Raw genomic sequence first — 24,580 nt, forward strand, 5'->3', positions numbered from 1 at the left:
TCTGGCGTTGACTTTTGGCACGCTGTTGAGTTCTCAAGGAACGGACGCTTCCTTCGTACTCACCGGAGAGACTCACTCTCTCGGCTTTCCTCCGGGCGCTTCCCTTCGGTGTTTCCGACTCTATCAGATCTTTTATCGATCCGATTTCCTCGGTGCTTTCCAGGTTCCCGCTCTCGCGTTTCCCTTTCCGGCGGTTCCGACTTTATCAGAAGTTCTGAGTCGGGATTTCCGCCCTGCCGGGGTGGGTTCCCGGACGCTCGGTTGCGTCGGGTCCCCCGCTGGCGGAGCCGTAAACGTACTGGAGCGGGGCGCCTCGATGCAAATCGAGGCGCCGCGCTCCAGGTTCGTCCGCTCACGGACTTGAGTGGGCGTCAGACCTCCACGACCACCGGGAGGATCATCGGCCTGCGCCGATAGGTGTCGGAGACCCACTTCCCGAGGGTGCGCCGCACCAGCTGCTGCAACTGGTGCGGCTCGACGACGCCGTCCTGTGCCGACCGCTCGAGCGCTTCCGTGATCTTGGGGATGACGTCACCGAAGGCCGAGTCCTCGATGCCCGAACCGCGGGCCTGGACATGAGGGCCACCGGTGATCTTGCCCGTGGACGAGTCCATCACCACGAAGACGGAGATGATGCCCTCGTCCCCGAGGATCTTGCGGTCCTTCAGCGCCGGCTCGCCGATGTCTCCGACGGACAGGCCGTCGACGTAGACGTAACCGGCCTGGACCTTGCCGGAGATCTTGGCCTTGCCCTCGACGAGGTCGACGGCGACGCCGTCCTCGGCGATGACGATGCGGTCGTGCGGGACACCCGTGAGTGCGCCCAGTTCGGCGTTGGCCCGCAGATGGCGCCATTCGCCGTGCACCGGCATCAGGTTCTTCGGGCGGCAGATGTTGTAGAAGTACAGCAGCTCGCCCGCGGACGCGTGGCCGGAGACGTGCACCTTGGCGTTGCCCTTGTGGACGACGTTGGCGCCCCAGCGGGTCAGGCCGTTGATCACGCGGTAGACCGCGTTCTCGTTCCCGGGGATCAGCGAGGACGCGAGGATCACCGTGTCGCCCTGGACGATGCGGATCTGATGATCGCGGTTCGCCATGCGTGACAGGGCGGCCATCGGCTCGCCCTGGGAACCCGTGCAGACCAGGACGACCTCGTGGTCCGGCAGGTCGTCCAGCGTCTTGACGTCCACGACCAGGCCCGGCGGGACCCTCAGGTAGCCCAGGTCCCTGGCGATGCCCATGTTGCGGACCATGGAGCGGCCGACGAAGGCGACCCGGCGGCCGTACTCGTGGGCCGCGTCCAGGATCTGCTGGATGCGGTGGACGTGGCTGGCGAAGCTCGCCACGATGATCCGCTTGCGGGCGCCCGCGAAGACCTGGCGCAGCACGTTGGAGATGTCGCGCTCGTGCGGCGTGAAGCCGGGGACCTCGGCGTTCGTGGAGTCGGCGAGGAGGAGGTCGATGCCTTCCTCGCTCAGCCGGGCGAACGCGTGCAGGTCCGTCAGCCGGTTGTCCAGCGGTAGCTGGTCCATCTTGAAGTCGCCCGTGTGGACCACCATGCCGGCGGGGGTGCGGATGGCCACCGCCAGGGCGTCCGGGATGGAGTGGTTGACCGCGACGAACTCGCAGTCGAAGGGGCCGACGCGTTCGCGCTGTCCCTCCGCGACCTCCAGCGTGTACGGGCGGATGCGGTGCTCCTGGAGCTTCGCCTCGATCAGGGCGAGGGTCAGCTTGGAGCCGATCAGCGGGATGTCGGGCTTCTCCCGCAGCAGGTAGGGGACGCCGCCGATGTGGTCCTCGTGGCCGTGGGTGAGGACGATGCCCTCGATGTCGTCCAGGCGGCCGCGGATGGATGAGAAGTCCGGCAGGATCAGATCGATTCCGGGCTGCTCCTCCTCGGGGAAGAGCACTCCGCAGTCGACGATCAGCAGACGGCCTCCGTACTCGAAGACGGTCATGTTCCGGCCGATCTCTCCGAGGCCACCGAGGGGGGTGACCCTGAGGCCGCCCTCGGGGAGCTTCGGCGGCGGGCCGAGTTCAGGATGCGGATGACTCAAAAGACTCTCCTCACCATGCGCGCCACGTACCTGTAGGGCACGTGGCGCGCATGACGTTCGTGCAAAAGCAGTTGTCGGTGTGGGGTGCAGGCACGGGTGTCCTGCCTATTCAGTTGTGAAGTCCTTGTCAGAGCTGTACCCCGCCGGCGGCAAGATCGATCTTGAGCTGGGCGGTCTCCTCGGGGGAGAGCTCGACCATGGGCGGGCGCAGGGGCCCGGCGGGCAGTCCCTGGAGGGCGAGGGCGGCCTTGGTGGTCATCACGCCCTGGGTCCGGAACATGCCGGTGAAGACCGGGAGCAGCTTCTGGTGGATCTCCAGCGCCTTCTGCACGTCGCCGCTGACGTAGGCCTCGGCCATGGCGCGCAGCTCGGGCGTGACGACGTGGCCGACGACGGATACGAAGCCGACCGCGCCCACGGAGAGCAGGGGCAGGTTGAGCATGTCGTCGCCGGAGTACCAGGCGAGACCGGACTGGGCGATGGCCCAGCTGGCACGGCCGAGGTCGCCCTTGGCGTCCTTGTTGGCGACGATCCGCGGGTGCTCGGCGAGCCGGACGATGGTCTCGGTGTTGATCGGGACGCCGCTGCGGCCGGGGATGTCGTAGAGCATGACCGGCAGGTCCGTGGCGTCGGCGATGGCCGTGAAGTGCCGGTACAGGCCCTCCTGCGGGGGCTTGTTGTAGTACGGCGTGACGGTCAGCAGACCGTGCGCGCCGGCCTTCTGTGCCGCGCGCGCCAGTTCGATGCTGTGGTGGGTGTCGTTCGTGCCGACGCCGGCCACGATGTGGGCGCGGTCGCCGACCGCCTCCAGCACGGCTCGTACGAGGTCCGATTTCTCCGCGTCGCTGGTGGTGGGGGACTCGCCGGTGGTGCCGTTGATGATCAGGCCGTCGTTGCCTGCGTCCACCAGGTGGGTGGCGAGCCGCTGAGCGCCGTCGAGGTCAAGTGCGCCGTCCGCCGTGAAGGGCGTGACCATGGCGGTGAGGATCCGCCCGAAGGGGATCTGCGGAGTGGAGGTCGGAGCCATGGACAACACGCTACTCGCTGCTTCGGTCGTGGTCTGCCCTAGGGGGTCGGCAAAAGTCCTGACAAAGGTGGAGCCCGGTACTGCCTGCTCGGGGGTTCAAGCAGTACCGGGTCCGTTTGATCAGGCTAGATGAACTTCGCGAAATGCCGCAATACGGACACTTCGCTCGGCTGACCCGTACATCTGTACCCGGCCCTTCTGTGCCCGGCCGGCACGCGGGTGTGCCTTACGGCGCGACGCGGCCGTTCGCGTTGAACGCGGCGTACGTGAGCGGCATGAGCCTGGCCCACTCGGCCTCCATCCTCTCGCCGACCATCTCGATCTCCCGCTGCGGGAAGGAGGGAACCTTCGCCAGTTCGTGCTGGGTGCGCAGGCCGAGGAAGTGCATCAGCGAGCGCGCGTTGCAGGTGGCGTACATCGAGGAGTACAGGCCCACCGGGAGGACCGAACGGGCGACCTCTCGGGCCACGCCGGCGGCGAGCATCTCCTGGTACGCCTCGTACGACCGCCGGTAGGAGTCCTCCATGACGCGGCCGACCAGCTCCTGCTGGGCCGGGGTGCCCTCGACGAACCGGTACTTGCCCGGGCGGCCCTCCTGGACGAGCTTGCGGGACTCGTCGGGGACGTAGAAGACCGGCTGGAGCTCACGGTAGCGACCCGACTCCTCGTTGTAGGACCAGCCGACCCTGTGCCGCATGAACTCCCGGAAGACGAAGATCGGGGCGCTGATGAAGAAGGTCATCGAGTTGTGCTCGAAGGGACTGCCGTGCCGGTCCCGCATCAGATAGTTGATCAGGCCCTTGGAGCGCTCCGGGTCCTTCTTCAGCTCGTCCAGGGACTGCTCGCCGGCGGTGGAGACGCGGGCGGCCCACAGCACGTCGGAGTCGGCCGCGCTGTGCTTGACCAGCTCGACGGTGACGTCGCTGCGGAAGCTGGGCTTGAGGTCGTCGGCGGGGGTGTCGGTCACGGTGTGGAAGGTCCTTCCCATCACAAGCTCGGGCGCCGCCCACTCTACGGCCCGGCACTGACAACGGGGCGTTCGGTGCCGGTCCGCGACATTCGCCTGCGAAGCCCGTCGAAGTTCTGCGAAATCGGTGATTCAGGGCACCTTTTCGGGCACCCGCTCGTCTGTGTCGGTGACGGCGATTCGTTCGCGTCACCCGGTCTTCAGACAGCTGATCCATCGGACCCTACGAGCCTCAAGAGGAGAAGCACTCCCCATGTTCCGTCGGCGCGAACCCGTACCGTTCGCCTTCCTCGCCGAAGCCGACTCCTTCCGCAGCAATGTCACTCCCCCGCCCCGTCGGCGTGCCTCCGCCGGTGAGATGGCCGGGCGCTGGCTGCTGGGGCTGACCATCGTCGCCGGGCTGGTGGGCTCCCTGGTCATCGGCATGCCCGCCATGTCGCACCAGGCGCCGGCGGCGACGCAGCAGTCCGTCGCCTCGAACGGCCGCTGACGCTCCCCGTCGCCCGCGGGGGCGGACGGGTCACCCCGTCGGGCCCCGAGGGTGGTGAGCGGGGACACGGCTCGATAGCCTCACCGGTCACAGCTCCCTGCACCAAGTGAGGATCAGCCGTGCCCCTGCCCTTCCTGACGGCCGACCGTGCTTCCGACCAGGCGGCGGACGACCTGCCGCTGCCGTACGACGACCGGGACCGCTGGCGCCGCCCCTACCGGCCCGGCCCGTGGCGGGTGGGCACGGCCGCGCTCCTGCTGCTGTTCGCGTCGTACGTGCTCTTCGCGGCGGTCGTCATCGCCCTCACCAGCACCCCCTCGGGCGCGGGCACGGTGTTCGGCGTGGCGCTGGCCGTCATCGCCGGGGCTCTGCGGCTGCTGCGGATGGGTATCTGGGTGAGCGCGCGCGGGCTGCGCCGAGTGGATTTCCTCCTCACGCGTACGGTGCGGTGGGAGCAGATCGTCTCGGTACGCACGGTGCAGCAGCCGGTGCGCTGGCTGGGGTTGCCGCGCACGGTGCAGGGCCAGGCGCTGGTCCTCGTACGGCAGGGCGGCGGACCCACCGCAGAGACCCTGCTGAACAGCCACAACGCCGACTTCCTGGCCCGACCCCAGGCCTTCGACCGGGCGGCGGACACGGTCGAGGCGTGGGCGGCGGAGTTCGGGCGGGGCTGACCGTCCCCGGGCCCCGACCGTCCCCGGGCCCCTGAGCCCCCCTGAAGGCCGAAAAAGGCCGCCCGCGGACTGCGGGGCGGCCTTTTCGGTCCGTCTGCGAGCCTGTGCGGGCCCCTGGGGCGGAGCGACAGCCGGCCGGGCTCAGGTCGCGACCGTGCGGCCCTCGTGAAGGGCGATGGCCCGTTGCATCGCCTTGCGGGCACGTGGCGTGTCGCGGGCGTCGTGGTAGGCGATCGCCAGGCGGAACCATGTGCGCCAGTCGTCCGGGGCCGCCTCCGTCTCCGCCTTGCGTTTGGCGAAGACCTCGTCGGCCGAGTCGCGGTCGATGCGGCCGCTCGGGGTGCGCCGCAGCTCGTCGACGGGCAGGCCGCCCTCTGCCTCTAGTTCGGCGGCGAGCCGGTTCGCCTTGCGCACGAACTGGGTGTTCTTCCACAGGAACCACACCCCGATGACCGGCAGGATCAGCACCGCGGTGCCGAACGCGACGGTGACGGGGGTGCCGTTCTCGATCAGGAGCACGCCTCGGCTGCCGACCAGGACGAAGTAGAAGACCAGGACGGCGGCCGTGACGGCGTAGGTGATCTTCGCGCGCATCGATGCTGTTCTCGCTACTTCAGGTCGAGGAAGTGCTCCAGGCCGAAGGTGAGGCCCGGGGTGGTCACGACGCGGCGGGCGCCGAGCAGGATGCCCGGCATGAAGCTGCTGTGGTGCAGCGAGTCATGGCGGATGGTGAGGGTCTCGCCCTCGCCGCCGAGCAGTACCTCCTGGTGGGCGAGCAGGCCGCGCAGACGTACGGCGTGCACCGGGACGCCGTCGACGTTCGCGCCGCGGGCGCCGTCCAGCGCCGTCACCGTGGCGTCCGGCTGCGGGGCGCTGCCGGCCTTCTCGCGGGCGGCGGCGATGAGCTGGGCGGTACGCGTGGCGGTGCCGCTCGGGGCGTCCACCTTGTTCGGGTGGTGCAGTTCGACGACCTCGACGGACTCGAAGTAGGGGGCGGCCGCCTCGGCGAACTTCATGGTCAGCACGGCGCCGATGGAGAAGTTCGGGGCGATGAGGACGCCGGTCTGCGGGGACCCGGCCAGCCAGCCCTTCAGCTGCGCGAGGCGCTCGTCGTTCCAGCCGGTCGTGCCGACCACGGCGTGGATGCCGTGCCGTACGCAGAACTCCAGGTTGCCCATGACGGAGGCCGGAGTGGTCAGCTCCACCGCCACCTGGGCCCCGGTCTCGACGAGGGTCTCCAGCTGGTCGCCCCGGCCGAGGGCGGCCACCAGCTCCATGTCGTCGGCGGCGTCGACGGCCCGTACCGCCTCCGCCCCGATCCGGCCCTTGGCACCGAGGACCGCCACGCGCAGCTTGCTCATCTCTCTTGCTTCCTTACCGGAGTGGTTGACGACCGCGGTGACCGCCGGGCGGTTACCCGACCGCGTCGTGCAGTCGGGACGCCTGCTTGTCCTTGAGCGGGCCGATGACCGACAGCGAGGGCCGCTGTCCCAGGATGTCCTGCGCCACCGATCGGACGTCGTCCGGGGTGACCGCCGCGATCCGGGTCAGCATGTCGTCGACCGACATCTGGTCGCCCCAGCACAGCTCGCTCTTGCCGATACGGTTCATCAGCGCGCCCGTGTCCTCGAGCCCGAGGACGGTGGAACCGCGGAGCTGGCCGATGGCGCGGGCGATCTCGTCGTCCGACAGGCCGTTCTGTGCGACGTGGTCCAGCTCGTCGCGGCAGATCTTGAGCACGTCGTGCACCTGGCTCGGCCTGCAGCCCGCGTACACGCCGAAGAGGCCGCAGTCGGCGAAGCCGGACGTGTACGAGTACACGCTGTAGGCCAGGCCGCGCTTCTCGCGGACCTCCTGGAACAGGCGGGACGACATGCCTCCGCCCAGGGCGGTGTTCAGCACGCCGAGGGCCCAGCGGCGGTCGTCGGTGCGGGCCAGGCCCGGCATGCCGAGGACGACGTGCGCCTGCTCGGTCTTGCGGGCCAGCAGTTCGACACGCCCGGCCGTACGGATGGCACGGCGGCCGGCGCGCGGGCCGATGGGCGTGGCGTCCGTCCGCGTGAGGGCGCCCGCCTTCTCGAAGGCGGCCCGCACCTGGCGTACGACCTTCTGGTGGTCGACGTTGCCGGCGCAGGCGACCACCAGGTGCGTGGGGTCGTAGTGCTTCCTGTAGAAGCGGCGGATGCGGTCGGCGGTCAGGGCGTTGACGGTGTCGACCGTGCCGAGCACCGGGCGGCCGAGGGAGTTGTCGCCGAACATGGTGTGCGCGAAGAGGTCGTGCACGCAGTCGCCCGGGTCGTCCTCCGTCATCGCGATCTCCTCGAGGATCGCGCCGCGTTCGACGTCGACGTCCTCCTCCAGGATGAGTGAGCCGGTGAGCATGTCGCAGACGACATCGATGGCGAGCGGCAGGTCGGTGTCGAGCACGCGCGCGTAGTAGCACGTGTACTCCTTCGCCGTGAACGCGTTCATCTCGCCGCCGACCGCGTCTATGGCGGACGAGATGTCCAGGGCGGACCTGCGGGACGTGCCCTTGAAGAGCAGGTGCTCCAGGTAGTGCGTGGCGCCGTTCAGCGCGGGCGTCTCGTCGCGTGAGCCGACGTGCGCCCAGATGCCGAAGGTGGCGGAGCGCACGGAGGGCAGCGTCTCGGTGACGACGCGCAGACCGCCCGGAAGCGTGGTCTTGCGGACGGTGCCGATGCCGCCCGCGCCTTTGATCAGGGTTTGGGTACGGGCGACGGCCCGCGCCTCCGAAGAGGTGCGGGCCGTCGCCTTGAAGCCACGGGACGTCACTTGTCGGTGTCGTCCTTCGCCTCGTCGGCCTCGTCGCCCTCGCCCTCGATCACCGGGACGAGGGAGAGCTTGCCGCGGGAGTCGATCTCGGCGATCTCGACCTGGACCTTCTGGCCCACGCCGAGGACGTCCTCGACGTTCTCCACGCGCTTGCCGCCGGCGAGCTTGCGGATCTGCGAGATGTGCAGCAGACCGTCCTTGCCCGGCAGCAGCGACACGAACGCGCCGAACGTGGTCGTCTTCACGACCGTGCCCAGGTAGCGCTCGCCGACCTCCGGCATGGTCGGGTTGGCGATGCCGTTGATCGTGGCGCGGGCGGCCTCGGCGGACGGGCCGTCGGCGGCACCGATGTAGATCGTGCCGTCGTCCTCGATCGTGATCTCGGCGCCGGTGTCCTCCTGGATCTGGTTGATCATCTTGCCCTTGGGGCCGATGACCTCGCCGATCTTGTCGACCGGGATCTTGACGGTGATGATCCGCGGGGCGTGCGGGGACATCTCGTCGGGCCGGTCGATGGCCTCCATCATCACGTCGAGGATGTGCAGGCGGGCGTCACGGGCCTGCTTCAGGGCCGCGGCCAGCACGGAGGCCGGGATGCCGTCCAGCTTGGTGTCGAGCTGGAGGGCGGTCACGAACTCCTTCGTACCGGCGACCTTGAAGTCCATGTCGCCGAAGGCGTCCTCGGCGCCGAGGATGTCGGTCAGCGTCACGTAGTGCGTCTCACCGTCGATCTCCTGGGAGATCAGACCCATGGCGATACCGGCGACCGGGGCCTTCAGCGGCACACCGGCGTTCAGCAGCGACATGGTGGAGGCGCACACGGAGCCCATGGACGTCGAACCGTTGGAGCCGAGGGCCTCGGACACCTGGCGGATCGCGTACGGGAACTCCTCGCGCGTCGGCAGCACCGGCACGAGCGCGCGCTCGGCGAGGGCGCCGTGGCCGATCTCGCGGCGCTTGGGGGAGCCGACGCGGCCGGTCTCGCCGGTGGAGTAGGGCGGGAAGTTGTAGTTGTGCATGTAGCGCTTGCGCGTCACCGGGGAGAGGGTGTCGAGCTGCTGCTCCATGCGCAGCATGTTCAGCGTGGTGACGCCCAGGATCTGGGTCTCGCCACGCTCGAACAGGGCCGAGCCGTGGACCCGCGGGATGGCCTCGACCTCGGCGGCCAGGGTGCGGATGTCGGTGACACCGCGGCCGTCGATGCGCTTCTTCTCCTTGATGACGCGCTCACGGACCAGGGTCTTGGTCAGCGAGCGGTACGCAGCGGAGATCTCCTTCTCGCGGCCCTCGAACTCCGGCAGGAGCTTCTCGGCGGCGAGCTGCTTGACGCGGTCCAGCTCCGACTCGCGCTCCTGCTTGCCGGCGATGGTGAGCGCCTGGGCGAGCTCGGGGCGGACGGCTGCGGTCAGCGCCTCCAGGACGTCGTCCTCGTAGTCGAGGAAGATCGGGAACTCGGCGGTCGGCTTGGCGGCCTTGGCGGCGAGGTCCGACTGGGCCTTGCACAGCACCTTGATGAAGGGCTTCGCGGCCTCCAGACCGGCGGCGACGACCTCCTCGGTGGGCGCCTCGGCGCCGCCCTCGATCAGCTTGATCGTCTTCTCGGTGGCCTCGGCCTCGACCATCATGATCGCGACGTCGCCGTCCTCCAGGACGCGGCCCGCGACGACCATGTCGAAGACGGCGTCCTCGAGCTCGCTGTGCGTCGGGAAGGCGACCCACTGACCGTTGATCAGCGCGACGCGGACGCCGCCGATCGGACCGGAGAAGGGCAGACCGGCCAGCTGCGTGGACGCGGACGCGGCGTTGATCGCCACGACGTCGTACAGGTGGTCGGGGTTGAGCGCCATGACGGTGGCGACGACCTGGATCTCGTTGCGCAGGCCCTTCTTGAAGGACGGGCGCAGCGGGCGGTCGATGAGCCGGCAGGTGAGGATCGCGTCCTCGGAGGGGCGGCCCTCACGGCGGAAGAAGGAACCGGGGATCTTCCCGGCCGCGTACATCCGCTCCTCGACGTCGACCGTCAGCGGGAAGAAGTCGAGCTGGTCCTTGGGGGTCTTGGACGCGGTGGTGGCCGAAAGGACCATCGTGTCGTCGTCCAGGTACGCGACGGCGGAACCGGCGGCCTGCTTGGCCAGGCGGCCCGTCTCGAAGCGGATGGTGCGGGTGCCGAAGGAGCCGTTGTCGATGACGGCCTCGGCGTAGTGGGTCTCGTTCTCCACTAGTGTTTTCTCCTCGTCTTCGTCCCGGCTGCCCGTGTGGCAGGGGGACGGTGGCGGAGAAGCGCTCCGTCTGGTGCGGGCCGGTCTTCGATCGAAGCACCCGGGGTTCTCTTCCCCGGGGGCCACTACCGAGGACCGGCGGCGGCGAGGTGCGCTCCTCCTCGTTCGGTGTGTGCGGTGCCGCCTGGTGCGTCCAGGTACCCCTCACACGGTGTCCTACGTCTTGCGTTGTGCTACCACACTACAAAGCGGTGGTGACAGTCCGCACGTACAGCAAAGGGAGCGGCCCCCTTCTCACGGGAACCGCTCCCTCCACGGCGTCTTACTTGGCGCCCGCCGCACCGCGGCGGATGCCCAGGCGGTCGACCAGCGTACGGAAGCGCTGGATGTCCTTCTTCGCCAGGTACTGCAGCAGGCGACGGCGCTGACCGACCAGGATCAGCAGACCACGGCGGGAGTGGTGGTCGTGCTTGTGGGTCTTGAGGTGCTCGGTCAGGTCGGAGATCCGACGGGACAGCAGAGCGACCTGGACCTCGGGGGAGCCGGTGTCACCCTCCTTGGTACCGAATTCGGCGATGATCTGCTTCTTCGTAGCGGCGTCGAGCGACACGCGTACTCCTCGTAGTCTTCTTCAGCTGCCCCCGAGTGCCCCTGGTCTTCTTCTCAGGGGAGCTTCCACGACTCGGGAGGCGGGGATCCGCTGGGCGCGTCCTCCAGGGGAGACCGGAGGCGCGTACACATACGGCCGTCACACAGCGTACCAGCCGGGCAGCGGTGTCCCGGCCCGGGCCCGGCAGGGGCGGGGGCGGGCGTCGGACCACCGGCGTCAGCCCCCGTGATCAGCCTCTCCAGGGCCGGCCGCCAGGCGCCACCCCCAGAGTCGCGGGGTCACAACAGCCGGAAGCCGAAGCCCGTGGCGACGAGGCCGACGGCGACGATCACCGGTCCGATGACGTAGTTGCCCCACTTCCTGGGGCCTCGAACGCGCCACAGGGCAATGGTCACAGCGACACCGGCCATGACGATCAGACATCCGGCGACCCCGAGAAGTGCCAGGAAGAACCCGGTCCAGGTAGCCGGGTGGTCCGGGTTCGGGGTCCAGGTAGCCGCAAGTCCCACTTCGTCGGCAGCTCTCACTCGTCCTTGGCCAGGTCCTGGATGTCCGACTCGATGCCGGAGCCTGCAGCGTAGACGCCCGTGTTCAAGGTGGTGCCCACGGTGTTCATGAACGCGTTGTCGGCGAGCTTGCCCCGGTCGCTGAGGTTTTCGCCACCGAGGCTTCCGTGCTGCTCCAGGGCATGGTTGACGCCGTGGTTCTGGGCGTTGCCGAAGGCGCCGGTCGCGGCGTTGGTGAGAGCGTCCTGGCCCATCGTCGACGGGTCCTGGTCGTTGGCGACGTCGGCCGTGAGACCACCCGCGACGTTGCCCGCTGCGCCGTTGACCGTGGTGCCGAGCAGGCCGTCACCCCTCAGCACATTGCCTGCCACCCCGGTCAGCCCCGCTGTGTCCGCCAGTGCTGCCCCGCCTCCGGTGAACACGGCCGTCCCACCGGCGGCCCAGGCCCCGGCGGCGAGGTCGTCTCCCACGGTCACGGGCTGACCGTGAACGGCCTGGTTGGCCATCATGCTGCCCGAGTCCGCCACGAAGTTCGTGACGAAGCTCTCGGCGCCCTTGGTGAGGACCTTCGCACTGAACTGAGCCACCTTGGACAGGATCCGGGCCAGCGCGGCAGCGCCCTCCTCGGTGAGCGCGCCGAATCGCTCCATGAGGGCGGCCACCTTTTCGGCGGCCGAGGTGAAGAGCTTCACCAGGTCGACGATCCTGGCGACCCGCGCGGCCACGGCCGTGTTCGCGACGAGGTCGGAGAGGAAGCCGGTGAAGAAGGACAGCGCCGCGCCGGCCACCTCCATCTCGGCGATCTCGACGCAGATGTCGATGATCTCCTCGTTGATCTGGTCGATCTCGTCGGCGTACGCCCGCAGCCCGTCGGCCACCTGGTGGAAGTTGTGCGCGACGTCCTTGAGGACGCGCTTCTGCTCCCCCCAGTGCTTCTCGAAGGCGTCGCGGGCCTCACCGTGCCAGCCCTGCTTGTCGACGCCCTCGACAGCGACGTCGAGGACGTGCAGGACCTCTGTCAGCTCGTCGCCCATGGTGTCCCAGGCACGGGCGATCGAACGGAGCGTGGCGCCGTCACCACCAGGAAGCTCCACCCCGCACGCCTGGAGGATCTCCAGGACCTTGCCGTCGATCCAGCCGTTGATGCTCACGCCGGGCCTCCTGCCGGCTGGGTCGCGGCATGGAGGTGGCGGACGGCCGCCTGGTCGGAGTCCTTGTAGTTGGCGGCGTTGGTGCGCAGCCGGTCGCCGTCGCTGCCGAGCACCCCGGGCAGGTGCCCGAGCGCCTCGAGGGTGCTGGTCAGCAGCTTCTGGTACCTCTCCGCCGCGCCGTCGCAGGCGCCGAGCAGGCCGAACGCCTCCCCGACCTCGGACGCGGTCGCCGCGAAGCTCTCGATCGGCACGGCGAGCCCTCTCGCTTCCCGGTCGAACTTGCCCGCAAGGTCTGTCAGCGTGTCGGGATCGACACCGAACTGACTCATCCCGCTCCCCCGTCGTCGCCTACGTGATCACGACGGTACCCGGGAGAGTGATCCACGAGAGGGGACGTTTACCGGCTCAGGAGGCGACACTGTCGGATCCTTTGCCCATCGCTGCCCTGGGCGACGGCCACGACCGGGTGTCGCCCGTGCACGCACCGCTGCACAAGGGCGGCGAAGACCGCCTCTGCCACCTCGGCCGGGCCGAGAGCCGGCCCGAGAGCGGAGAGCCCTCGCGCCGCCGAGCGGACGTCGGACGTCAGACGCCGCCGCGCACCTTGCTGTAGACGTCGAGGACGGCCAGGCAGACCGGAACCAGGGAGAGCAGCACGAGGGAGTCCGCGAGGTCCAGCATGCGGCCCCAGAAGGGGGAGAGCCCCTTCTGCGGCACGATCAGCGCGATCGCGATCAGCAGCAGCACGCCGGCCGCGACCGAGGCGCCGAGCCACAGGGTCCTGATGTCGACAGGCCCGGAGTTGCCCTTGAGCAGTTCGAGGACGATCCCGGCCGGGGGCGAGATCGCGAGGCCGAGCACCAGCAGACCCAGGGTGACGACACCGGCCACGAACAGGCACGTCACCTGGGCGGTGTACCGGAAGAGGCGCGCCCGCATCATCGCGGCCAGACCGGTGCACAGGGCCAGCAGCTGGGCCCAGCCGCTGTCGCTGAAGCCGAGCACCGCGCCACCCGCGCCGATGATGACGGCCGCGCAGCCGCCGACCAGTCCGAGCAGCAGTTCGTGGCCCCGGCTGGTCTGGGCGACGATGCGCTGGACGTCGACGGCCTCGAGGTCACCCTCCCGGCCCTCACGGCGGGCCCTGGCCAGGTCCTCCGGGTTGCGGAAACCGATCGGCAGCTTGGCGAAGCGGGCCGACCAACCGGGCAGGAAGCCGACGACCGCCAGCGCCACAACAGAGGTGCCGGCGGCGATCTCGCGCGGCTGGGCGTCGGTGAGCACACCGCAGAACACGGCGAGCGTGCCGATCGCGGCGGCCAGAGCGGCCGCCACGAACGGGGCGTCACCCTGCGGCAGCAGCATGATCAGCACGACCGAGAAGACCAGTACGGCCACACAGCCGACGAGGAACTGGATCCTGCCGGGGCCGTGGCCCGCGTCCTGAGGGATGACGCCGGAGCCGGCGATGAGCGCGTGCGGAAGCGCCGAGACGCCGAGCGCGACGGCGGAACCGCGGTCGTCGTACACCCGGGCCCGGACACCCGCGAGCACCGTCAGGGCCAGTGCGACCACGCCGGCGAGGATGCCCTGGAGGCCGTGCATGTCGTGCCGGATCGGGTCCGCGAACCAGAACACGAAGCCGAGCATGATCAGCAGCAGCGATCCGGCGACGAGACCGGCCACCCGCATCAGGTTGTCGTTCCAGCTGCGGATGTCCTGCTTGACCGCTGCGGCGATCGCGTCCACCACGTCGTCGTGGACGGCCGGCGGCAGCGAGTCGGCGAAGGTCCGCAGCAGCAGTACTTCGCCGTCCCTGACCCGGTGCTCGAGCAACGAACGGCTCGCGTCGAGGACTTGGCCCTCGCGGCGTACCAGGTGGTAGCCGGCGGGGCTGGTGTCCGGTTGGACCAGTCCCGAGAGCCTGACGATCTCGGGAAAGAGGTCCTGGATCGGCAGGTCCTCCGGCAGCGCGACATCGACACGGCTGTCCGGCGCTGCGATGGTGATTCGGCAGAAACCCGTCGAAGTCCCCGTGCTCACCTGGTTGTTCCCCCTGTTGGACAAGGCTTCCTCACACCGCTCCTACGGCGCGGAGCGCCACCATATCCGTTGCGCCGCGGGGCGCAGGGCTCGCCCACCCCTTTTCCCCCAGGACCCCCTCGGCATCTCCATCCTCCTGACTCCCTTGCGCACTTGGCTCATCAGTAGGATCGACGCCTGCGCGAACGACGCCTGCGCGAACGAGAACAAGTCGCGGTACACGGGGGCGTCGGTGCCAAGACGTATCAATCGCGAAGGATGAGTGCATCGGTGAGCGTCGTCATCATCAAACGACCGCCGCGGATAGCGCCCCCGGTCGTCCCGGACGGCGAGGTCAGACTCGAGACGCCGCCCGAGATCCCCCGTGAGGGCGAAGAAAGCATGCTGATGACCCTGCTGCCCATGATGGGCATGCTGGGTTCCGTCGGCTTCTTCTTCATGCCCGGCCTCCCCTCCTACATGAGGGTGGTCGGCGGGCTGATGCTGGCCTCGACCGTGGCCATGGCGATCGCCCAGTTCGCCAAGTCCCGGCAGGGCGGCGGCGGTGCCGGAATGGCCCAGGACCGGCGTGACTACTTCCGCTACCTCGAACAGGTCCGCAAGGACGTCCACAAGACCGCGGACCTGCAGCGGCGCAGTCAGCTCTTCCAGCATCCCGACCCGGAGCAGCTGTGGGCGGTTGCGGCGGACGGCAAGCGCCTGTGGGAGCGGCGCCCGACCGACGCGGACTTCGCATCCGTACGGATCGGCCTCGGCACCCAGCAGCTGAACACCCCCCTCGTCGCCCCGGAGACCGCGCCCAAGGAGGAGCTGGAGCCGCTGACCGCGGCGGCCATGAAGGCCTTCCTCGACGCGCACGGCAGTCTGTCCGACCTGCCCGTGTCCGTCTCGCTGCGCGCCTTCTACCACGTGACGCTGTGCGGGGACACCGACACGGTGTACGGCAACGCCCGCGCGGCCCTGGCCCAGCTGGCGACGCTGCACTCGCCGGAGGACCTGATGGTCGCCGTGGTGGCGCACCCCTCCGCGGCGGCGGACTGGGACTGGATCAAGTGGCTGCCGCACAGCCAGCACCCGAAGGCCAAGGACGGTGCGGGCTCGGCCCGGCTTCTCTTCGACGACCTCGGGGAGCTGGAGGAGGCGCTGGCGGACCAGCTGGACGACAGGCCCCGCTGGAACCCGGACGCGAACCCCGTCTACGACCAGCCTCACCTGATCGTTGTTCTCGACGGCGGCACCGTGCCGCCGGACTCGGAACTCGCCAGCAGTGAAGGGCTCCAGGGCGTCACCTTCCTCGAGATCGCCCCGGGCGAGCTGGAGGAGGACCTGCGCGCGGGCCTGACGGTCTATGTGAAGCCGGGCAGGATGCGGCTGTTCGTCGGCCACGAGTCCGCGTACACCGGCAAGCCCGACGTGCTGAACGACGCGCAGGCCGAGTCCCTGGCCCGGCAGCTGGCCCCCTTCCGGGTCGGCTCGGCGGAGGAGGGCGAGCCCCTCCTGTCCAACCTGGACTTCACCGACCTGATGGGCATCGGCGACGCGGGGTCCGTCGACGTCTCGCGCACCTGGCGTCCGCGCACGCTGCACGAGCGGCTGCGGGTGCCGATCGGTGTCGGCGAGAACGGCGAGCCGGTCATGCTCGACCTCAAGGAGGCCTCGCAGGAGGGCATGGGCCCGCACGGCCTGTGCGTCGGCGCGACCGGCTCCGGCAAGTCGGAGCTGCTGCGCACGCTGGTACTCGGTCTCGCGGTGACGCACTCCTCGGAGACGCTGAACTTCATCCTCGCGGACTTCAAGGGCGGTGCGACGTTCGCGGGTATGGCGGACATGCCGCACACCGCGGCCGTCATCACCAACCTCGCGGACGACCTGACGCTCGTCGACCGTATGCGCGACGCCATCACGGGTGAGATGCAGCGCCGCCAGGAGCTGCTGCGCACGGCGGGCAACTACGCCAATCTGCACGACTACGAGAAGGCCCGGGCGGCGGGCGCCGCTCTCGAGCCGATGGCCTCCCTGGTGATCGTTCTCGACGAGTTCTCCGAGCTGCTCACCGCCAAGCCCGACTTCATCGACATGTTCATCCAGATCGGCCGTATCGGCCGATCGCTGGGTGTGCACCTGCTGCTCGCCTCCCAGCGCCTGGAGGAGGGCAAGCTGCGGGGTCTGGACACCTATCTGTCGTACCGGATCGGTCTGCGCACCTTCTCCGCCGCCGAGTCGCGTACGGCGATCGGTGTCCCGGACGCCTACCACCTGCCGTCGATCCCCGGCTCCGGCTATCTGCGGTACGACACCGACACCATGGTCCGCTTCAAGGCCGCGTACGTGTCGGGGCCCTACCACGGCGAGGGCCCGTCCCGGGTGAACCGCTCCACCCAGCTGCGGCCCGCGCTGTTCACGGCGGGGCACGTGGCGCTGCCCCCTCAGCCGGTGGTCGAGGAACCGGACGCCGACGACAGGGTGGACGACGCGCTCGCCGACACCGTCCTGGACGTCATCGTGAACAGGATGGTCAACCAGGGACCGCCGGCCCATCAGGTGTGGCTGCCCCCGCTGGACGAGGCCCCTTCGCTGGAACAGCTCCTCCCCCAGCTCGCCGTCACTCCCGAGCGCGGCCTGACCGCGCCCGAGTACACGGCCCTCGGCCGGCTCAACGTGCCGGTCGGCCTGGTGGACAAGCCCTTCGAGCAGCGGCGCGACGTGCTGTACCGGGACTTCTCCGGCGGTGCGGGCCACGGTCTGTTCGTCGGCGGCCCGCAGTCCGGCAAGTCGACTCTGCTGCGCACGCTCATCTCGTCGTTCGCCCTCACCCACACGCCCACCGAGGTGCAGTTCTACTGCCTGGACTTCGGCGGTGGCGGTCTCATCGCGATGGAGGAACTGGCGCACGTCGGCGGGGTCGCCAACCGGCTCGACGCCGAGAAGGTGCGCCGTACGGTCAGCGAGGTCGAGGGCATCCTGAACGCGCGCGAGGAGTACTTCCGCGCGAACAACATCGACTCGATCCAGACCTACCGGCAGCGCAGGGCCGCGGGTCTGCTGCCCGACCAGCCCTGGGGGGACGTCTTCCTCGTCATCGACGGCTGGGCCTCCTTCAAGACGGACTACGAGCTGCTCGAGGCGAGCGTCACGGACATCGCGACGCGCGGTCTCGGCTTCGGTGTGCACGTGATCCTGACGGCGAGCCGCTACACCGAGGTGCGGCCCGCGCTCAAGGACATGCTGCAGAACCGCATCGAACTGCGGCTCGGTGACCCGACCGAGTCGGAGATCGACCGCAAGGTCGCGCAGAACGTCCCCGCCACCATGCCGGGCCGCGGTCTGAGCCTGGACAAGCTGCACTTCATGACGGCGCTGCCGAGGGTCGACGGCTCCTCGGCGACGGAGGACCTGTCGGAGGCGACGCAGATCCTCGTCCGGGGCGTCAACGACAACTGGCAGGGCAGCCACGCGCCGGCGGTGCGGCTGCTGCCGACCATGCTGTCGGCGGACCGGCTGCCCAAGGGGTTCGAGCACCCGGACCGCGGTGTCGCGATCGGCATCGACGAGTCGTCGCTCGCGCCGGTCTTCGTCGACTTCGAGACGGACCCGCACTTCATCGTGTTCGGTGAGAGCGAGTCCGGTAAGTCGGCGGTGCTGCGGCTGCTCATCAAGCAGATCACCGAGCGCTACACGCCCGACCAGGCGAAGATCGTGATGGGCGACTACCGGCGCGCCCACCTGGAGGGTGTGCCCGACTCCCACCTGTCGCGGTACTGCGCGTCGGCGCCGGCCCTGTCGGAGACGCTGGAGGGCCTGGCCGGTTCGATGAGCCGCCGTATGCCGGGCCCGGACGTCACGCCCGAGCAGCTGCGCAACCGCAGCTGGTACAGCAGCCCGGACGCGTTCGTCATCATCGACGACTACGACCTGGTGGCGACGGGCATGAACCCGCTGTCCCCGCTCCTGGAGTACCTGCCCTTCGCCCGTGACATCGGTCTGCGCGTCATCATCGCGCGCGCCTCGGGCGGTGCGAGCCGGTCGTTGTACGAACCCGTGATGCAGCGGATGCGCGAGCTCGGCGCCCAGGGCATCGTGCTGTCCGGCGACCGGACGGAGGGTGCGCTGCTCGGCAACATCACGCCCTCGCAGCTTCCGCCCGGACGCGGGTACTTCCACACGCGGCGGCGCGGTGGACAGCTGATCCAGACGGGGTGGCTGCCGGCTCGGTTCTGAGGGCGGCTGCCGCAGCCGGAGGGGGCGGTACCCATGCGGGTACCGCCCCCTCTCTTTCGGGCACGTTCACCCGCTAGGGTGGCGTTGCCAACGAAAAGACCAGCCACGGGGGGCAGTTGTGTCGTCGGACTACATGGACTCCGACCCGAAGGTCCTCAAGACCGAGGGCTTCAACATGTTCACGGTCGGCCAGAACTTCGCCAAGGCCGTGAAGAGCCTGCAGGACGGGTTGAACAAGCTGGAGCAGGGTGACACCCCGCCGTGGGGCGACGACGACATCGGCGAGAAGTTCGGCGTCGCCTACGAGGGTCTGCGCGACGGCATGTACCAGTCGATGGGCAGCCTGGCGGAGCGGTTGGCGGGGATGGGGATCGCCTTCACCAAGATGGGCGTGGCCCACGAGCAGAACGAGGCCGACCAGGTGGACATCTGGCGGAAGACGACCGCCGAGTACGACGGGCAGGTGGAGATGCCGACGGGGCCGCACCATCTGCGACGGCGCCAGGAGGCGTGAGGCGTCGCCGTCGAGCAGTTCGATCCGTCGGCTTCAAGCACGATTGATCCCTCACCGGCAAGTGGCTCGATCTACAACGGATTGTGACAGCAACCGCTTGAAGTTGCCTGCGAAGGATTCCGTAAGCTGTGCGTACGGCTGTTCCATGCGCGATCTCCCGGTCTCCATGAGGGAGTTGTGCGGCCGTGTCGGCTGACGGGGGTGCTTTCTGCTGTGTCGATGATGCTGCCGGACGAGCTCGAATGGGTTCTCGAGATGCTCGGCTACCGCTGGCCGACGGCAGACGAGGACAAGCTCAAGGAGTGCGCGGCCCTGTGGCGGAAGTTCGGCGACGACGTCACCGAACTGCACACCGCGGCCAACGCCAGCGCCCGCCAGGTGGTCGCCCACAACGCCGGCGAGTCGATCGACGCGTTCACCAAGACCTACGCCAAGTTCGACGGCGGCGGCTCCGGAGGCTACCTCGCCAACGCCGCCCAGGCCGCCCACATCATCGCCACCGTGCTGGAGGCCTGCGCCTACCTCGTCGAGTTCGCCAAGTGGGCGGTGATCGCCCAGCTCATCGCCCTGGCCATCGAGATCGCCGCCGCGCAGGCCGCCGCCCCTTTCACCTTCGGCCTGTCCGAAGTCGGCGCACTGGGCGCCACCCAGGCCACCCGGCTCATCGTGCGCCGCCTCCTCGACGAGCTCAAAGAGGCACTGCTGGAGGCGATCGTCGAGGCGATGAAGGAGCCCGCGATCTCCATGATCGAGGCGATCATCACCGACCTGATCCGCCAGACGGTCAACGTCGGCTTCGGCGCCCAGGAAGGCTACGACCTCGCCACCACCGTCAAAAAGGGCACCGACAGCGCCTGGGACGCCATCAAACAGACCCCGCAGACCCTCGCCGAAGGCGTACGCGACAGCCTGGGCCAGAAGGCCGGCCACCGCGCCCACCACGCCATCGACAGCCGCATCGACGGATACCACGAGTCGGGGACGTCCGGCGGCGACGGTGCGGACGGGGACGGCGGAGGTGACGGAACGTCCGACTCCTCCTCGGAGTCGTCATCCGATTCCGGGCCGGAGTCGTCGTCCCGCTCCTCGTCCGATTCGTCACCGGATTCCTCGTCCGGCTCTTCGTCCGACTCCTCTTCCACGTCCTCCAACGACTCCGGCTCAGGGTCCGGGGCGGACTCCTCGACGTCGAACCACACGAACACGGCGGCCGGCACGCACATCGGTGGCGGGATATCCGCCGACGCCGGCGGCACCCACGTCGGCACGCCCGATCTGGGTGCGGGCCCCGACTCCGACCACTCCGGGTCGGACACCGGGCAGAACCCTTCCACCTCGGACATCCCGACCCCGAGGCACACGACGTCACTGTCGGACTTCGACGACCCCGCACCCGGCGGACCATCGCATGGCGCCCCTGACACAAGCGGTTCTTCCGGCGTCCCGAGCACGTCCGGCCCCACCGGCACCGGCGGCGGCTCTTCCCCGTCCGGCATCTCCTCACCGACACCGCACGCCGCACCCAGCCACGCCTCCCCCAGCGGTACGGCATCCCCGGCGGGAAGCGGCAGCGGCGGCGGAATCGGCACCTCGATCGACAGCCTCGCCGCCAGCGCCCCCACCCACTCCAGCGCCGCACCCACACCGACCACGAGTGATCCGTCCCCAGCGGCCACCGGGGGCGGTGGCCGTGTGGACGGCGTCTCGGCCATCCCGACGCCTCCTGTCACGCCTTCCACGACGGGCGGCGCGACCGGTTCGCACCAGGTCGGGAGTACATCCGGCAGCACCTCGCCCACAGCGACCCCGAGCAGCCCGACCGCCAACTCCGGTCCGGTGAGAACCCCTTCCGCCAGTACCTCGAGTACGCCCTCCTCCACGGCCACCGGACCCGCCTCCACCCCGAGCCCCACGTCTCCCACGACGCCCCGGAGCACTCCGGGCCCGACGGCGGACGGCCGCGTATCCGGCACAGCGGACGGCCGGGTTTCCGGTACGGCGGACGGCCGCATACCGACACCGCGCACCCCTGGCACCGCCCCGGACGGCCGCGCGCCGTCCCGCAACACTCCGGACGAGCGCACGGCATCCCCCAACACCTCGGGCGCCACACCGGGTGACCGCACTCCGCCCCGGACCATCGCGGACGAACGGACGACACCCCGCGCCGCTCCGGACGAGCGCGCCACTGCCCGCAACACCACGGAGGAACGCACCACCGCCCGCAACGCCCAGGACGACCGCACCACCGCCCGCAACACCCCCGGCACCACGCCGGGCGACCGCACCGCACCCCGTAACACCTCGGACGCGACCGACGCGCGCACACCCACCCGAAGCCAGAACCCGAGTCCGAACTCGGACCCGACCACGAGCCGAAGCCCGAGCACGAACTCAAACCCGAGCACGAGCCCGAACCGTAACCCGGCATCGAACCCGGGCCCGAGCCAGTCCTCCTCCCCCTCCCCCTCAACAGGGGGTGGACCGTCGGAGCGGACCTCGACGCCGAGCAACAACACCCCGAACTCCGCGACACAGCCCGGTTCGACGACACGGCCCGGTTCCACTCAAACCCCCACTGCGTCCGGCGCGCCCGGGACCCAGCACCAGCCGGGCACCCGCCCCACCCCCAGCCGGTCGCCGAACCCGCCCGCGGGCGCGGCACCCGGCACCCCTGCGCATCCGCACGCCCCGCAGGAGCCGGCGTCACAGCACGACAGGTCGAAGACGCCGGAAGCCGGGACGGACAAACCGCACGACCCCCAGCACCACCAGGTGACGCCGGTCCCGATCCACACCGTCCCCCACGCGCCGTCGTCACCAACCTCGCAGGCGAGCCATGCCACACCGCCGCCCCCGGGCGCGCCGCACGCCCAACCCGGCGCCTCTCCTCAGCAGCACCCGCACCAGGACAACCTGAACGACATCCGCAACGACCTGAATCACTACCCGGGTGGCCTGACCGAGCCGCACCCCGACGACCAGCAGGCGCTGGTGAACGCGGTGCCGCACAATCCCGACGGCACCCCGCAACGCTTTCCGGACCCCTTCGGCTCCTGGTCCCAACTCCAGAACGACGGCGGCAACACCGTCCCCGGGCGCAGCAACAACTGCGCCGACTGCTCCCGCTCCTTCCTGGAGACCTGGTACGGAAACCCCCAGGTCTCAGCCCCTCGCACGCTCGACGTCGACGAACACGGCAACCCGGACCCCTGGTCCCCCGAGCACAACGCCAACGCCAACCAGATCCGATGGGCGGGCGCCTCGCACATCTACGCCGGCACCGGAAGCGACCCCCACACCCCCGCCCGCATCGCGTGGGACCTGCAGCAAGCAGGCCACGGCGCCGCAGCCATCGTCCAGGTCTCCTGGCCCGGCGGAGGCGGCCACGCCTTCAACGCCGTCAACTACCACGGCCACGTCCTCTGGATCGACACCCAGAGCGGAGAGGTCAGCCACCAGCCTCTCCACATCCCGAACGCGACCGGCGTCTGGCACATCCCCCTGGACGCCGACCGCAACCCCATTCACCCTCCCCAGACGGACAGCGACACCACCCACCACGAGTCGGACACACCCCAGCAAGGGACCGACGCTTCCGACCAGGGGCCGGACAATTCGCCCCAGGCAAACGAGCAAGAGACTTCCGAACCGAACCCGTCACAAGGGACTCCGGACCACCTCCCCGGCAGGAACCCGAGCCATCCGGAATCCGCGCCCACTGCAGGCACACCATCGCTCACCGACACCGACGGGCACACAAAGGACGGACCGCCCCACGCGGACACGCCGAAGTCCGAAGAGCCCTCGAGAGGTCACTCATCCGGCACCGCACATACGCCGGATCCCAACCGACCGGACCTCAGCGGTGATGGCAGGGAGGGAAACGGAAGCGACAGAGACACATCCCAGGCACGGAGCGGCGCACCGACGTCGGGGAAGGGCACCCGGTCGGACGAGACCGATACCCACCGCCCCCATCCCACCGGCACGATCTCTGAGCATCCCACGCCCTCACCGGCCGAGAACTCCGGTGCCCCTGCCCAGGACCCCGTCACGGGCGAGGCGACGCCTTCGGCACCTCATGCTGCACCGAGCGACCCGACCACCCACGCTCCGCCGGCGCCGGCAGGCGCCCATCAGCAAGCACCTGAAGAACCGGCGGCCGGTCCACCGAACTCCGCCGAGAACAGCCACACCGAGCATCACGCCCCGGCCGCCGAGTCGCACCACCCTCTCGACGACCCCAGTCGCACGAACCACCCCCGCCTTACTGAGCCGGAGACCGTCCACTCGACGCATTACGGCATGCTTCCCATGCCCGACCAGCAGAACCTGCGTCAGACGAACGACGTCCGGCAGGTGGGACTGGACCCGGTCCACCAGCAGCTCAACGGCTGGCTGAACCCCGTCCCCAGCGGTGATGGCAACGGCACCCGGATTCCCCTTGTCGACGCCCTGCGCGAGTGCGCTCCCCCGCGCCCTGACGATCCGGATCACACTCCCAGGATTCTGCGCCACGAGGACCTCGCCCGCATACTTCCGGGCTTCGACGACATGCATCCCGGGGAACGCGGCGCGGTGGTCGCCTCGCTCGCGCGACTGAGCCTCAACTTCCATGAATCGCACGCCGTGGGCGCGAGCCCGGAACCCACGCCGGGGTATCCCAACCACGCCACGAAAGCCCATGAAAACGCGGGCTGGAACGCAGCGCACCGGCGGGACGACCCGAACGAGTCCGACGATCCCGACGGCTTGGAAAAGGCCATCCGTGAGGCCTTCGGAAAGGCGGGGTTCACCGGGGCACTGCGAGATTCAGGGGAACACCGCCCCGACTTCACCGGACGAAATTACGCAGCTGTCGAAGTACACGATCCAGCGAGCGGGAAGATCAGCTACGTGGTCGACAGTTCCTATCCGAACCCTGGCGGCGGGGAGAAAGGCAAACATTCGGAGAGGAACATTCTGGACTACCTGGACACCCTAAATGAGGGCCGCCCGGACGGGAAGAAGTACGAACCCCTCAGTATGTACTCGGACCGCGAGCCGTGCGGCCGTGGCCAGGGTTACGCGAACTGCGCCAGGCTACTGTCGGAGAAAATGCCAGGCGTCGACGTCTACTACGGGACCGGATATCGAAAGCAGGCCGAAGTGGTGGACCCCGACGAATCTCCAAAGGGCGGCTACAAGAAGCGGTTCGACATGGATCTGGCCAAGAACATTGTTGCGCTCGGTAAGATCTGGACACGCGCGATGTCGGAAGGCGGCCTGATCGACACGGGCACAGAGTGACACCTGCAAGGAAGAAGGA

Annotated in this window: 17 protein-coding genes; 5 read left to right on the forward strand and 12 right to left on the reverse strand. The window is 69.3% G+C overall.

The annotated features are described in order from the left end of the window. Positions 1-371: 371 nt before the first annotated feature. The 3 genes from C3488_RS31380 to thyX form a co-directional block, all read right to left on the reverse strand. A complete protein-coding gene (locus C3488_RS31380; RefSeq protein ID WP_103844272.1) occupies positions 372-2,057 on the reverse strand; it encodes a ribonuclease J in 1,686 nt (561 codons plus the stop codon). 127 nt (positions 2,058-2,184) lie between these two features. Then, on the reverse strand, positions 2,185-3,084 hold the full coding sequence (dapA, locus tag C3488_RS31385; protein ID WP_103844273.1) for a 4-hydroxy-tetrahydrodipicolinate synthase: 900 nt from the start codon (positions 3,082-3,084) through the stop codon (positions 2,185-2,187). A gap of 226 nt (positions 3,085-3,310) precedes the next feature. After that, positions 3,311-4,051: an FAD-dependent thymidylate synthase gene (gene thyX, locus C3488_RS31390; RefSeq protein WP_103844274.1), complete on the reverse strand. Its 741-nt coding sequence runs from the start codon at positions 4,049-4,051 to the stop codon at positions 3,311-3,313. Between the two features lie 253 nt (positions 4,052-4,304). On the opposite strand from thyX, the gene C3488_RS31395 reads away from it, so the two are divergent. Beyond that, complete coding sequence (locus C3488_RS31395; protein WP_103844275.1) at positions 4,305-4,541, forward strand: hypothetical protein; 237 nt, start codon at positions 4,305-4,307, stop codon at positions 4,539-4,541. Positions 4,542-4,660: 119 nt separating this feature from the next. After that, positions 4,661-5,215 (forward strand): hypothetical protein, encoded by a 555-nt coding sequence (locus tag C3488_RS31400; protein ID WP_103844276.1) that lies wholly within the window; start codon positions 4,661-4,663, stop codon positions 5,213-5,215. Positions 5,216-5,356: 141 nt separating this feature from the next. Here C3488_RS31400 and C3488_RS31405 read toward each other — a convergent pair whose 3' ends face one another. The 9 genes from C3488_RS31405 to eccD all read right to left on the reverse strand — a co-directional run bounded on the left by C3488_RS31405 (position 5,357) and on the right by eccD (position 14,537). After that, entirely contained in the window at positions 5,357-5,809 is a 453-nt protein-coding gene (locus C3488_RS31405; RefSeq protein WP_103844277.1) for a hypothetical protein, read from the reverse strand. Positions 5,810-5,823: 14 nt separating this feature from the next. Continuing rightward, positions 5,824-6,576 (reverse strand): 4-hydroxy-tetrahydrodipicolinate reductase, encoded by a 753-nt coding sequence (gene dapB / locus C3488_RS31410; RefSeq protein WP_103844278.1) that lies wholly within the window; start codon positions 6,574-6,576, stop codon positions 5,824-5,826. 52 nt (positions 6,577-6,628) lie between these two features. After that, positions 6,629-8,008 (reverse strand): pitrilysin family protein, encoded by a 1,380-nt coding sequence (locus C3488_RS31415; RefSeq protein WP_103844279.1) that lies wholly within the window; start codon positions 8,006-8,008, stop codon positions 6,629-6,631. After that, positions 8,005-10,227 carry a polyribonucleotide nucleotidyltransferase gene (locus C3488_RS31420; RefSeq protein ID WP_103844280.1) on the reverse strand — a complete coding sequence of 741 codons (2,223 nt, stop codon included), beginning with the start codon at positions 10,225-10,227 and terminating at the stop codon, positions 8,005-8,007. Before C3488_RS31420 ends, C3488_RS31415 begins: the two co-directional genes overlap by 4 nt. A 322-nt stretch (positions 10,228-10,549) precedes the next feature. Further along, a complete protein-coding gene (rpsO, locus tag C3488_RS31425) occupies positions 10,550-10,837 on the reverse strand; it encodes a 30S ribosomal protein S15 (protein WP_030619140.1) in 288 nt (95 codons plus the stop codon). A 278-nt stretch (positions 10,838-11,115) separates the two neighbouring features. Next, positions 11,116-11,346, reverse strand: a complete 231-nt coding sequence (locus C3488_RS31430) for a hypothetical protein (RefSeq protein WP_103844281.1) — start codon at positions 11,344-11,346, stop codon at positions 11,116-11,118. A gap of 14 nt (positions 11,347-11,360) precedes the next feature. Further along, the gene (locus C3488_RS31435) at positions 11,361-12,494 is read right to left on the reverse strand and encodes a WXG100 family type VII secretion target (protein WP_103844282.1); all 1,134 of its coding nucleotides are present in this window, start codon (positions 12,492-12,494) and stop codon (positions 11,361-11,363) included. Then, positions 12,491-12,823, reverse strand: a complete 333-nt coding sequence (locus tag C3488_RS31440) for a WXG100 family type VII secretion target (RefSeq protein WP_103844283.1) — start codon at positions 12,821-12,823, stop codon at positions 12,491-12,493. Before C3488_RS31440 ends, C3488_RS31435 begins: the two co-directional genes overlap by 4 nt. Before the next feature lie 256 nt (positions 12,824-13,079). Next, complete coding sequence (eccD, locus tag C3488_RS31450; RefSeq protein WP_103844285.1) at positions 13,080-14,537, reverse strand: type VII secretion integral membrane protein EccD; 1,458 nt, start codon at positions 14,535-14,537, stop codon at positions 13,080-13,082. A gap of 270 nt (positions 14,538-14,807) precedes the next feature. Here eccD and eccCa point away from each other — a divergent pair, with 270 nt between their 5' ends. The 3 genes from eccCa to C3488_RS31470 all read left to right on the forward strand — a co-directional run bounded on the left by eccCa (position 14,808) and on the right by C3488_RS31470 (position 24,561). Continuing rightward, complete coding sequence (eccCa, locus tag C3488_RS31460) at positions 14,808-18,755, forward strand: type VII secretion protein EccCa (RefSeq protein ID WP_103844287.1); 3,948 nt, start codon at positions 14,808-14,810, stop codon at positions 18,753-18,755. Positions 18,756-18,888: 133 nt separating this feature from the next. Then, entirely contained in the window at positions 18,889-19,269 is a 381-nt protein-coding gene (locus C3488_RS31465) for a hypothetical protein (RefSeq protein ID WP_146067965.1), read from the forward strand. A 219-nt stretch (positions 19,270-19,488) separates the two neighbouring features. Then, positions 19,489-24,561, forward strand: coding sequence for a toxin glutamine deamidase domain-containing protein (locus C3488_RS31470; protein WP_146067966.1), 5,073 nt, complete (start codon positions 19,489-19,491; stop codon positions 24,559-24,561). Positions 24,562-24,580 lie beyond the last annotated feature (19 nt).

This window comes from Streptomyces sp. Ru72 (assembly GCF_002920635.1).
GTDB lineage: Bacteria > Actinomycetota > Actinomycetes > Streptomycetales > Streptomycetaceae > Streptomyces.